Annotated in this window: 12 protein-coding genes; 8 read left to right on the top strand and 4 right to left on the bottom strand. The window is 57.8% G+C overall.

The genetic code is table 11. The features are described from left to right. Positions 1-9: 9 nt before the first annotated feature. Entirely contained in the window at positions 10-1,842 is a 1,833-nt protein-coding gene (locus tag FIU93_RS24420) for an SLC13 family permease (protein ID WP_023003793.1), read from the bottom strand. A 199-nt stretch (positions 1,843-2,041) separates the two neighbouring features. On the opposite strand from FIU93_RS24420, the gene FIU93_RS24415 reads away from it, so the two are divergent. Then, positions 2,042-2,527: a TspO/MBR family protein gene (locus FIU93_RS24415; RefSeq protein WP_173017400.1), complete on the top strand. Its 486-nt coding sequence runs from the start codon at positions 2,042-2,044 to the stop codon at positions 2,525-2,527. 2 nt (positions 2,528-2,529) lie between these two features. Here FIU93_RS24415 and FIU93_RS24410 read toward each other — a convergent pair whose 3' ends face one another. The 3 genes from FIU93_RS24410 to hemB form a co-directional block, all read right to left on the bottom strand. Beyond that, complete coding sequence (locus FIU93_RS24410; RefSeq protein ID WP_077290268.1) at positions 2,530-3,036, bottom strand: RDD family protein; 507 nt, start codon at positions 3,034-3,036, stop codon at positions 2,530-2,532. A 273-nt stretch (positions 3,037-3,309) separates the two neighbouring features. Beyond that, positions 3,310-4,560 carry a threonine ammonia-lyase gene (locus tag FIU93_RS24405; RefSeq protein ID WP_152507026.1) on the bottom strand — a complete coding sequence of 417 codons (1,251 nt, stop codon included), beginning with the start codon at positions 4,558-4,560 and terminating at the stop codon, positions 3,310-3,312. Continuing rightward, positions 4,557-5,552 (bottom strand): porphobilinogen synthase, encoded by a 996-nt coding sequence (gene hemB / locus FIU93_RS24400; RefSeq protein WP_023003797.1) that lies wholly within the window; start codon positions 5,550-5,552, stop codon positions 4,557-4,559. Before hemB ends, FIU93_RS24405 begins: the two co-directional genes overlap by 4 nt. Positions 5,553-5,826: 274 nt before the next feature. Here hemB and FIU93_RS24395 point away from each other — a divergent pair, with 274 nt between their 5' ends. The 7 genes from FIU93_RS24395 to FIU93_RS24365 all read left to right on the top strand — a co-directional run bounded on the left by FIU93_RS24395 (position 5,827) and on the right by FIU93_RS24365 (position 12,181). Further along, positions 5,827-6,966, top strand: coding sequence for an isobutyryl-CoA dehydrogenase (locus tag FIU93_RS24395; protein WP_055653447.1), 1,140 nt, complete (start codon positions 5,827-5,829; stop codon positions 6,964-6,966). A 53-nt stretch (positions 6,967-7,019) separates the two neighbouring features. Next, positions 7,020-8,057, top strand: a complete 1,038-nt coding sequence (locus FIU93_RS24390; protein ID WP_152507025.1) for an enoyl-CoA hydratase/isomerase family protein — start codon at positions 7,020-7,022, stop codon at positions 8,055-8,057. 23 nt (positions 8,058-8,080) lie between these two features. Further along, positions 8,081-8,500 carry a DUF6163 family protein gene (locus FIU93_RS24385; RefSeq protein ID WP_152507024.1) on the top strand — a complete coding sequence of 140 codons (420 nt, stop codon included), beginning with the start codon at positions 8,081-8,083 and terminating at the stop codon, positions 8,498-8,500. 100 nt (positions 8,501-8,600) lie between these two features. Continuing rightward, positions 8,601-9,491 (top strand): 3-hydroxyisobutyrate dehydrogenase, encoded by an 891-nt coding sequence (mmsB, locus tag FIU93_RS24380; protein ID WP_075281638.1) that lies wholly within the window; start codon positions 8,601-8,603, stop codon positions 9,489-9,491. A gap of 154 nt (positions 9,492-9,645) precedes the next feature. After that, positions 9,646-10,161, top strand: coding sequence for a winged helix DNA-binding protein (locus tag FIU93_RS24375; RefSeq protein ID WP_023003802.1), 516 nt, complete (start codon positions 9,646-9,648; stop codon positions 10,159-10,161). Between the two features lie 359 nt (positions 10,162-10,520). Continuing rightward, a complete protein-coding gene (locus FIU93_RS24370; RefSeq protein ID WP_152507023.1) occupies positions 10,521-11,825 on the top strand; it encodes a L,D-transpeptidase family protein in 1,305 nt (434 codons plus the stop codon). 128 nt (positions 11,826-11,953) lie between these two features. Beyond that, a complete protein-coding gene (locus FIU93_RS24365; protein WP_152507022.1) occupies positions 11,954-12,181 on the top strand; it encodes a serine hydroxymethyltransferase in 228 nt (75 codons plus the stop codon). The last annotated feature ends 250 nt before the right edge of the window (positions 12,182-12,431 follow it).

The following is a 12,431-nucleotide window of genomic DNA, read 5'->3' as shown; positions in this document are numbered from 1 at the left end:
TTCCCGGTCCTATAGTCCGTAATACCATGGCGCGACCAGAGAGAAGGTCAACCATAAAATGAGCGCAAGCGGTGTGCCAGCTCGCACAAAGTCGTTGAACTTGTAGTGACCCGGACCCATCACGATCAGGTTGGTCTGATAGCCGATCGGCGTCGCAAACGATGAATTGGCCGCAATAATCAGGCAGACGACGAAGGCTTCGGGGCTCGCACCGATCTGATTTGCCAGATTGATCGCAATCGGTGTGAACAGGACAGCCGCCGCGTTGTTCGACAGGAAGTTCGTCAGGATCATCACGATGAAGAACAGGGCCGACAGCATCACGGTCGGTGATGCCCCGGCGAGCAAATGAACCAGTCCGGTAGCAATCGCATTCGCACCGCCGGTTCCCTCCAGTGCAACGGCAGCCGCAAGCGAGGCGCCCACCAGCATGAAGATGCGGCTGTCGATGGCGCGCATGGCCTGGCGGATGTTGAGACATCCCGATACAATCATGGCGAAGGTCCCGGCCACGGCGGTGGTGACAATGGGAACAAGGCCGCTGGCAGCCAGCGCGACAACAAGAGCGAAGATGACAAGCGCCCGTGGCGCATAGCGTTTGCGCGGTACTTCGGCCATCGACCAGTCCAGCAGCAGCACGTCGCGATTACCGCGCAGGCGCGCGATCGCCTCTTCGCTGCCGGCCACCAGAAGCACGTCACCCGCTTCCAGGCGAATGTCGTTCATCGCCATGCGCGGCATGCGGCTGCGGCGCTGGATGCCCATCACCAGACAGCCGGTGTCGGTGTAAAAGCCCGACTGGGGCAAGGTGCGTCCCATCAGCCGGGACGCGGGGGCCACCACCACTTCCGCCAGGCTGATCGTGCCGGCAGGTGCCTGAGCCTCGCGGCCGGAGTTGCTGGTATCTGAATCAGCTTCCATCAGCGGCTGCCGGCGAGCCAGAGCATTGGCAAGGGCTGCACGCGTCGCCGCCACGATCACCGTATCGCCGGGAGAGAGCACCACGTTTTCAAACGGGGGAAGGATTGGCTTCTGGCCTCGCTGAACCAGTCTCACCGTCATGTCCTTCAACTGCGGGAACATGCCGGATACGGATTCCACGCCCACCAGCGGATGACCATAGGTGATTTCGATCTGGGCGATGAACTGCTTGCCGGAGGAGCTCTGGAACTCTTCCGCCATGGTTTTGCGCACCGGAAGCAGCTTCGGCATGATGAACAGCACATAGATCGAGCCGACACCGGCGATGATCAGTCCGATTGGCGTGAAGCTGAAAAAGGTCAGTTTGAGATCGGAACTTTGCGCCGCGAAATTTGCTACCAGCAGGTTGGTCGACGAACCGATCAACGTCGTCATGCCGCCAAGGATCGCGAGGAAAGACAGGGGCATCAGAACACGGGCCGGCGATTGGCCGACCGTGGCGGCAACAGCAGTCAGGATCGGCAGAAACATCACCACAACAGGGGTGTTGTTCAAGAATGCGCTGAGCGCCGCGACAGTCAGGAGAACAGGGATCGCAGCCCGCAGCGACCGTCCGCGCGTCATCTTGACGATCGCCTTTGCCGGTGCTTCCAGCGCATCGGTCTGGAACAGTCCCTGACCGATGATCAGGAGGCAGATGACTGTTATCAGCGCCGGGTTTGAGAAGCCGGACAGGAAGTCGCCGGTGGTGATAAGCGAACCGTCCGGTCTCTCGACCGGAAATACCGAAAAGATGACAATGAAGGCGGAAACGGACCCGAGAGCTATTGTTTCAATCGCGTACCGCTCGACGGCGTACAGGACGACAGTGGACGCGATCACCACGAAGGTCAGCGCCATTGCAATATCAACTGAGTCCATTCACCTGCCCAAAGCCACCTTGGCCAATTTCACGAACCTGCACTTTAAAGCAGGCGGTCCCGGCAATGGAAGAGCCTTAAGATAATATTGCCGTTGATATATTCCTTTGAGGCAATGACACTGTCAAAGTTCATGTGCCGTTACCGCGATTTGATCCGATTAATGGGAACCCGGACTGGCGATCCGCGTTGAAGAAGTCATGAAATCAGATAACCCAATTTCGCCTTCGTTCCCGAAAGACCTGCCTTCGCTGGTCTTGTTTCTGGCAGTTGTTTTGGGTGTCGGCATCACGATCGGCGTTTTGAACACCCCAGGCGCCTGGTACGAGGCCTTGCAGAAGCCGCCGTTCAATCCACCCAACTGGGTGTTCGCGCCTGCCTGGACCATTCTTTACATTCTGATAGCGATTGCCGGCTGGCGGACATTCCTTCGGGCACCCGATAGCCGCGTGATGAAAATCTGGTACGGGCAGATGGTTCTCAACTGGATCTGGTCGCCACTCTTTTTCACGCTCCACTTCATGTGGACGGCTTTTGCCGTGATCGCGGCGATGCTCTACCTGATCCTGAACTTTATCGGTGGAAGCTGGCAAACCGATCGTTTGTCCGCGCAGCTGTTCATTTCCTATGCGCTCTGGACCTGCTTTGCCGGAGTATTGAACCTGTCGCTGGCTCTCTTGAACTGACCTTACGCCTGGCCGCGCACATAGCCTTGATGGGAGGCCGAGTTGATCACCACCGTTCCCAGTACGAGGTCGTGCAGCAGGCGTTTACGGTCGGAAAACAGTGACACCAGCAAAACAAGCGGTGTCAGCAAAGAGACCGAAAACCAGAACAGGATGACATGGACGGCTGCCAGAAGCGGGTAGGGCTTTGCGCCATACCAGAGGCGCATTTCCAGTCCCATCGCACGCATGCCCAGGGTTGACGCCTGCGGGCCACCAAGGGTGAAGGCGACATAGAGCAGCGCAACCGCCGTCGGCAGGATGCCGTAAAGCAGGAAGCCGAGACCCAGCGTAAAGACACCCAGGAAGAACACCACGATGCCGGCACCGAAGGTGAATAGCGTGATCACGATCAGATCGATGAAGAAGGCAAAGATGCGCCGGCTGCGCACGCCGGAAAACAGCTCCGGATTGCTCACAGGATCGAAAACGTCCTGACGGGCATAATCGGAGGTGGTTTCAGCTGACATGGTTCGGCTCCCTTGGGTTCGATGATCAACATGTGGTGATTTGGAGCGGGTTTCGCAAATCATTTGCCGGGTGAAGCCGAACCGTTCCGCGGGCAATCCACGCCAACCCCTCATCCTGAGGAAGCGCGGAGCGCTGTCTCGAAGGATGGGCGGCATACTCCGGAGCAAGGAGCCCATCCTTCGAGACGGTCCTCCTGTCCTCCTCAGGATGAGGTCGGTGTGTGGAGTGTCCGCATCAATAGCCGTGTAATGAAGGACTGAGGTGGCAGTCCTTCAGTCCATCCGCTCGCCGATTTCCAGGTAACGCACCACGAAGGCACGTTCGCGCAGCGCGGCGACGATATGCTCGCCATGCGGGCGGTCAAAGGCCTCGAAGGTGACGTCCAGCGTTGCGCCTTTTGCGGGAACATTGAGGAACAGGCGATGGTGTTCAACGTCGACCACGTTGCCCTGCATGTCACCGATAACGGTTGCGATTTCACCCAGAACGCCGGGGCGGTCAGGCGTGTCGATCCGGATCGAGACCAGTTTGCCATCGCGTGCAAGTTCGCGGACCACGATCTTGGAGAGCAGTCTCGGATCGATATTGCCGCCGCAAAGAACCAGCCCAACCCTCTTGCCGGCAAATCGCTCGGGTTCGGTCAGCAAGGCCGCGAGACCGGCGGCGCCTGCGCCTTCCGCAATGGTCCGTTGCAAGGTCAGATAGGCGTTGATCGCCCGCTCGATGCTGCTTTCCGAAACAAGCAGGATATCATCGACGACCCTTTTGACGACTTCGGTCGTAAGGACACCGATGTCGCGCACAGCAATACCTTCTGCGATGGTCGCGCCTTCGCAGCGCACGTCCTTGCCATAGAAGGCGCCCCACATGCCGGGGTAAAGCGTCGTTTCAACGCCAATCACTTCGACGGAAGGCTTGAGAGCCTTCACCGCCGTGGCGATGCCGGCGATAAGGCCGCCGCCGCCGATCGGCACGACGAGCACATCGAGATCCGGCTGCTGTGCCAGCATCTCGATGCCGATGGTGCCCTGGCCGTGAATGACATGGGCATCGTCATAGGGATGCACCCAGACGAGATTGTTCTGTTCGGCCAGTCTGTCGGCTTCTTCCTTCGCCTCGGCCAGCGTGTTTCCCGCCAGGATCACCTCTGCACCATGGTTGCGGGTCGCGGAGATCTTCACGAATGGCGTCAGAACCGGCATGACGATGGTTGCCGGTATGCCAAGCCGTCCGGCATGATAGGCAACGCCCTGGGCATGGTTGCCGGCCGAAACCGCAATCACGCCGCGCTTCTTTTCATCCGCCGTCAGGCTGGAGAGCTTCACCAGCGCACCACGTTCCTTGAAGGCGCCGGTGACCTGCATGTTTTCGTATTTTACAAAGACATCCGCCCCTGTGAGCTGCGAAAGCCGCGGAGCGGGCAGGCACGGGGTCTCGATTACGGCGCCCTTCAAAAGTGCAGCCGCTTCCTGAACCTTGTCGAATGTGACGTTGTCAGCGGTGGTGGCCCCGGCGGAGGTCATTTCCCAGCTGCCAGCATTTCGGCCACCTTCGGTGCGAAATAGGTCAGAATGCCGTCGGCGCCGGCGCGCTTGAAGGCGAGCAGACTTTCCAGCATCGCCTTGTCACCGTCCAGCCAGCCGTTTCCGGCCGCAGCCTTGATCATCGCGTATTCGCCTGACACCTGATACGCGTAGGTCGGCACCTGGAACTCGTCCTTAATCCGCCGGACAATGTCGAGGTAGGGCATGCCTGGCTTGACCATCACCATGTCGGCGCCTTCAGCAATGTCCAGTTCGGCTTCCCGCAGGGCTTCGTCCGTATTGGCCGGATCCATCTGGTAAGTGCGCTTGTCGCCAACCAGGGTCCCCGATGAGCCGACAGCGTCGCGGAACGGACCATAGAAGGCGGAGGCGTATTTCGCCGAATAGGCCATGATCTGGGTTCCGCGATGACCTTGAGAATCGAGTGCCTGTCGAATAGCGCCGATACGTCCGTCCATCATGTCGGACGGGGCGATCACGTCTGATCCGGCTTCCGCCTGCACCAGGGCCTGCCGGCAGAGCTGATCCACGGTCTCGTCGTTCAGGATCGTCTCGCCTTCCATCAATCCGTCATGACCGTGGCTGGTGTAGGGATCAAGGGCGACGTCCGTCATCAGTCCCAGGTTCAGGCCTTCCGCCTTGATGGCGCGCAAGGCGCGACAGGTCAGGTTTTCGGGATTGAGAGCCTCGGAACCTGTTTCATCGCGAAGACCGGGATCGGTGTAGGGAAACAGTGCCAGCGCCGGAATGTTCAATTTCGCTGCCTTTTCGGCGTCGCGGACGGCTTCATCCACGGACAGGCGCACAACATCCGGCATGGACGGAACGGACTGACGGATATTCTCGCCGTCCACCAGGAAAATCGGCCAGATCAGGTCATCGACCGTGAGATTGTTTTCGCGCACCAGGCGGCGCGACCAGTCGCTCTGGCGGTTGCGGCGCATGCGCGTGCCGGCCAGCAGTGTGTCCATATGGTCGGAGGTTATCGGCGGGAGGGGAGATTTTGACGGCATCGGCCCTGACTGTTCGCTAGGAGATGTTGGAAAGCGTATTCTGATCGAAGTGAGCCGCCAATCTATCACGCAGATTGACGCAATCCAACATTCTGTAAAATAACTGAATTTAATAAAGAAAAAGAGATTGTTTGACGTTCGCGTCAAATGTGCTTTAGTGCTGCCGCGAAGACAGGGCGCAAACCTTTCCGGAGGAGGAAGTGCGCCGCCACCGCTTGAGGGAGGATAACCCGTGGACTTTTCACTGAACGAAGATCAGCGCGCCTTTCAGGACATGGCGGCAAGTTTCTCGCGGGATGAACTGGCGCCATTTGCCAAGGAATGGGACGAGGAAAGCCACTTCCCAATTCCCACCCTGCGCAAGGCAGCCGAGCTTGGGTTCGGTGGCATCTACGTGAAGGAAGATGTCGGCGGTTCCGCGCTCACCCGGCTGGATGCAACGCTGATCTTCGAGGAACTGTCCAAGGGCTGCACGTCGACGGCGGCCTATATATCCATTCACAACATGGTCGCCTGGATCATCGATTCCTATGGCTCGGAGGACCTACGCCAGAAGTATCTGCCCAGGCTCTGCACCATGGACCTGCTCACCAGCTACTGTCTCACCGAACCGGGCTCGGGTTCGGATGCAGCGAGCCTGCGTACCAGCGCCAAGGATGATGGTGACCATTATGTCCTCAACGGCTCCAAGGCATTCATCTCCGGCGGCGGCGTAAGTGATCTGTATGCGGTAATGGTCCGCACAGGTGGTGAGGGCCCGTCCGGCGTTTCCTGTCTTCTGGTCGAAAAAGGGACACCCGGTCTCAGCTTCGGTGCCAACGAGGTGAAGCTCGGCTGGAAGAGCCAGCCGACGGCACAGGTCAATTTTCAGGATTGCCGGGTGCCGAAGTCGAATCTGATCGGATCGGAAGGGCAGGGCTTCAAGATTGCGATGGCGGCGCTCGATGGCGGTCGGCTCAACATCGGCGCCTGCTCGATGGGGGCTGCACAGGCCTGTCTCGATCACGCCCTGGCCTATGTGCAGGAACGCAAGCAGTTTGGTCGACCGATTGCCGACTTCCAGGCACTTCAGTTCCGCCTGGCGGATATGGCAACTGAATTGGAAGCAGCCCGTCTGCTCTTGCACAAGGCCGCTTCGGCGGTGGATGCGAAATCGCATGACGCCACCAAGCTTGCGGCCATGGCCAAGCGGCTTGCTACCGACACCGGCTTCAAGGTGGTCAACGAAGCACTGCAGCTTCATGGCGGCTACGGCTATCTGCGCGACTATCCTATCGAGCGTTATTTCCGCGATGTGCGGGTGCACCAGATCCTGGAAGGCACCAACGAGATCATGCGGCTGATCATTGCGCGGCAGCTGCTGAAGGACTGATCGAGTTTTCCGTCCCATTCCGTTGAAACGACTCTTCTTTTTGCGAGGCGCCAGTGAGCGACGAGATTCTTTTCCAGAAGCGCGGCAAGGCCGGGTTTGTCATCTTGAACCGGCCGAAGGCACTGAACGCGATCAACCACGCAATGGTCCTGGCAATGGCCGAGCAATTGTCGCGCTGGGCGGAAGATCCGGAAATCGCACACATCGTCGTTACGGGTGCTGGCGACAAGGCGTTCTGCGCAGGTGGCGACATTCGCAGCATCTATGATGCCCGAATGAGCGGGCAGACAGACGGCCTGAGTGCCTTCTTCCGTGACGAGTACATGCTCAACGCACAGATCAAGGCCTATCCGAAGCCATACATCGCTCTCGTCAACGGGATTGTCATGGGCGGCGGTGTCGGGGTGTCGGTTCATGGCAGCTATCGCATCGGCACGGAAAAGACGTTGTTTGCGATGCCTGAAACCGGAATTGGTTTCTTTCCGGATGTCGGCGGGACATTCTTCCTGCCGCGCATGCCCAGGAACAGCGGCGTCTACTGTGCACTTAGCTCCGGCAGGCTGAAACAGGGCGATGCTCTGGCTACCGGCGTTCTGACCCACGCGGTTTCGGAAGAAAACCTTGCTGACCTGGAACAGGACCTTGAAACAGCAGACGATATCGGCGCAGTGCTTGCGCCGTATCTGATGACGCCGGAGAAGGGGCCCGTCTGCGAAAGTCTCGACGTTATCGACGAGATCTTTTCGGCTGCATCGGTGGAAGACATTCTGTCGCGCCTGGATGCTTCGCAGAGTGAATTTGCGGGGAAGGCCGCTGCCGCCATCCGGCAAAAATCACCAACAAGCGTTCTGATTGCTTTCGAGCAAATGAAGCGAGGCCGCAAGCTTTCCTTCAATGAATGCATGAAGCTTGAATATCGCATCGTCTCGCGCATTCTGCAGGGGACGGAGTTCTACGAAGGCATTCGTGCTGTGCTGGTCGACAAGGATCAAGCGCCAAAATGGTCGCCTGCCCAGTTTGGCCAAGTGGACAGCGCCGAGCTGGCGTCGTATTTCGAGGTACCTGCTGACGGAGATCTGCCGCTCAGCTGAGCTCAACCTGACCCGGACAGCACATGATTACCAGCTTTCAGGACCTGATCGATTCCCGCCCACCCTGGAGCACGCTGCTGATCTGGTATCTGCGCGGCATTGCGATCATTCTCATCGGCGGCGGCGTCATCTACTGGGCCCGCATTATCGGCATCGTCGAATGGCGTGGATTGTGGTTCTGGGACATGCCCGTGGCGCTGCAGGGAGCCATCGTCTTTTTTGCCGTCCTGGATCTGGTGGCCGCGACCGGCCTCTGGCTGACCGTGTCCTGGGGCACGGTGATGTGGATATTCCGCTGCTTCTGCCAGATCGTCATGCACACAGTCTTTTCCGATCTCTACGGCCGGCGGCCATATGAAATCGCCTTCTACCTGCTGACAATCGCAATCTATGCCGGACTGGCCTTCCTGATGGACAGGGAAAACAAGGCCAATGCCGGCTGACGGCGGTTGAATCAGTTTTTGAAGTGCCTGGAACGGCAGTTCAAGACGGCCAGCCAACAGATTCAAAATCAACATGAAATCTCTTTGGGAGGAAACCATCATGAGCACTATCGGATTTATCGGTCTTGGCAACATGGGCGGACCGATGGCGATCAATCTCGTCAAGGCAGGGCACAAGGTACTCGGATTTGATCTGTCCGATGCGGCCATGGCGGCACACGAAGCGGAGGGTGGTGAAAAGGCAGGCAGTGTCGCCGACCTGGCTGCTGCTGCCGACGTGATCGTCACCATGCTGCCCGCCGGAAAGCATGTCCGCCAGATCTATGAAGGCGAGGGCGGCATTCTCGACAACGCCAAGCCCGGCACTCTCATGATCGATTCCTCGACTATCGACGTCGACAGCGCCCGTGCGGTCAGCGCTGCGGCAGAGGCAAGAGGAATGAAAATGGTCGACGCACCGGTCTCCGGTGGTGTTGCCGGCGCCGCGGGTGGAACGCTGACCTTCATGGTCGGTGGATCCGCCGAGGCATTCGAAGCGGCGAAAACCTATCTCGACATCATGGGCAAGACCATCGTGCATGCAGGCGACGCCGGAACCGGTCAGGCGGCGAAGATCTGCAACAACATGATCCTCGGCATTTCCATGATCGCCGTGTCGGAGGCATTCGTGCTTGCCGAGAAGCTGGGTCTGGACAAGCAGAAGTTGTTTGATATCTCCTCGACGGCGTCCGGTCAGTGCTGGTCCCTGACATCCTACTGCCCGGTGCCGGGACCGCTGCCGTCGTCTCCGGCGAACCGAGATTATCAACCTGGGTTTGCAGCCGCGATGATGCTCAAGGATCTGAAACTTGCTCAGGAAGCAGCAAATTCGGCCGGCGCGGCAACGCCGTTGGGCGCGGAAGCGGCAGCGCTCTACTCGCTGTTCTGTAATACAGGTGGCGAAGCCCAGGATTTCTCAGGGATTGTGAAGTTCCTCCGCGGAACATCGTAAACAACTTGTTAAAGGGAAGTCTAAAACGCCCCTTGGAAGTTAACGGATGATTCAGCGTGTCTCTTAAGCGGATTTTAGAATCGCTCGGTTAGATTGCGAAACAAGGCGGGAAAAATATCCGTCCAACGACAGGTACTAAAAGAGGCGCAATCACATGATCACCGCAAGTAGGGCAGTCGACGCTGTTGCACAGAGTGAAGGGGAAGAGCTTGAGATCAAGCCGCTTTACCTAGAGGCTCTTACGCTCGTTGAGCGACTGCATCGGCGTCTGCTCGACGTCATCAAGGACGAATTCGACCGCATGGGCCGGTCCGACGTAAATAGCGTGCAGGCACTGCTGCTGTTCAACATCGGCGACAGCGAACTGACCGCCGGTGAACTGCGGACACGCGGTTACTACCTGGGGTCGAATGTCTCCTACAACCTGAAGAAGCTGGTCGAGACCGGTTACATCCACCATCAGCGTTCGCGTATGGACCGCCGGTCTGTCCGTGTCAGCCTGACGGAAAAGGGACGGGAAGTGGCCAAGATCGTAAACGATCTTTATGAGCGTCACATGCTGTCCGTGGAACAGGTCGGCGAAATCGGCCCGCAGGACTTTGTGGCACTGAACAAGTCCCTGCGCCGTCTGGAGCGGTTCTGGACCGATCAGATCCTTTACCGCCTGTAAGACATTCGCGGAACATTCAGATGACAAGGCACCGCCCATTGGGCGGTGCTTTCTGTTTTTCAGCCTCAAGTTGCCGACCTCACGCAAATTTGCACAGCCAGAATTCTCGAACGGCGGAGAAACAAAGCTATGGTGCAGGCAGTTTTAACTGCTGAGGCAAAGTTGACATCTTGTGGTCACATTGGAATGGCTTTGTGCAGTGCTCCTGAATCCGAGATGGTTAAAAAATCAAGCGATTTGTTAACTCCCTTCCGTTAGGACTGGGAGCAGGAACCGCCGGGGTGGCCTGTTTTGTTGGTCTGAACCTCGCGTATTTGAAGAACATTTGCGCCGAATGGCGCTGCAACATGGGGTCGGCGATGAACCTTTTATCCGGACCGTTCGGGATAAAGTGTCACTGGAAGTGGACTGCTGGAAAAACGCTCAAGAGCATGATGATGCTGGGCGTGGTAACTCCAGTCATGATCGCAACTGGTGCGCAGGCACAGACGGCCCCGATGACATTCGCACAGAACCAGCAGGTTGAATGGGCGGATAACTTTGACATCGCGACGGATCACATCACGGAAGTGAAATCCTCTGCTCCGACGTTGTCGCCGCAGACGGCCGACTATATCGCGGCAGCGATCGATCGTTATCAGCGCATCGTCCAGGCCGGTGGCTGGGGAACGGTGTCTGCTGGCGGCAAGGCGCTTCGCATTGGTGCCAAGGATCCGCGCGTCGTGGAACTTCGCCGCCGCTTGATCGTTTCCGGCGATCTTGAACAGCAGGCCGGCCTCTCCGACACCTTCGATTCTTACGTTGATGCAAGTCTGCGCCGTTTTCAACTTCGTCACGGTCTTATTCCGGACGGTGTGATGGGCGACGGCACCGTGACTGCGCTGAACATTTCGGCCGACGTACGTCTGCGCCAGCTCGAAACCAACATGATCCGTATGCGGTCCATGTCCGGTTTCCTGGGCGACCGCTACGTAATGGTCAACATTCCGGCAGCAGAGATCGAGGCGGTTGAAAACGGCATGGTCCGTTCGCGCCACACGGCCGTTGTGGGCAAGATCGACCGCCAGACGCCGATCCTCAACAGCAAGATCTACGAGTTGAACTTCAATCCGTACTGGACGGTGCCGAAGTCGATCATCCGCAAGGACCTGATCCCCAAGATGAAAGAGGATCCGCAGTATCTTGCGAAGAACAATATCCGCATCTTCGACTGGAGCAACAACGAGCTGAACTGGCAACAGATCGACTGGAACACGGATGAGGCGACCCAGTATCGCTTCACCCAGGATCCGGGCTCGGAAAACTCGCTCGGGTCGGTGCGCATCAACTTCCACAACAAACACCAGGTCTATCTGCACGATACGCCGTCCAAGACCCTGTTTGGCGAAGCCAACCGGTTCCATTCTTCGGGCTGCGTGCGCGTACAGAATGTGCGAGAGCTGGTGACCTGGCTGTTGCAGTCGACAACTCCTGACTGGGATCGGGGGCGCGTCGATGGTGTCATCCGCACAGGTGATCGTGAAGACGTGAAACTGAAATCGCAGATTCCGCTTTATCTCACCTACATCACCGCCTGGGCAAACGCCGACGGTGTGGTGCATTTCCGCGATGATATCTACGACCGCGACGATCTCTACGGAACGGGTGAGCAAGCACGCCTGTAGGTGTCGCCAAACGTCAAACAATTGTATCCTGTCCAGAAACGTCGGCCTTGATCAGGCCGGCGTTTCATGGCTTCTAGCTCCATTCGCATGCTTGTTCGACAACGGGGTGCTGGATCAGGAGAACGGCAATGAGTCGCGAAGAGCGGCCTGGTGAAATTTATCTTGAGTTTCGGCCGATCGGTCAGCAGGTCAAGGTCACTGCCATTGACGCGGCGACCGGTTTTGAAGTGTCGGTCTTCGGGCCGGCTTCAGCGGCTCAGGAAGATTTGAAGCGGATTGCCGTTCGAAAACTTCGCCGCCGCCTTGAACAGGAAGCCTTGACTGCGCAGAACAGGCCTGACCCGACCCTTTATTGATGGTTTGTCTTAAGTCTCTGCTTCCGCATCAGGTTTCGATAAAACAACTATCAATTTAAATCGTTTTGAGAAGAACGGCGCACCAGATCGATTTGCGAGAGCAGATTTGAATTGTGCCCGGGTATTGTTTTGGTGCTGGTCAAATGATCGGTGCTGAAGGTCGGATCTGTTGCAAGTGTAACTTGTTGGGTTGTCAGTTTAGATTTGGGTCGAGGTTGCGAAAACTTGTTTCGTTCAAGATTTGGCAGCT

This window comes from Labrenzia sp. THAF35, assembly GCF_009363595.1.
GTDB lineage: Bacteria > Pseudomonadota > Alphaproteobacteria > Rhizobiales > Stappiaceae > Roseibium > Roseibium algicola.
This window is presented reverse-complemented; position numbering and strand designations above follow the sequence as displayed.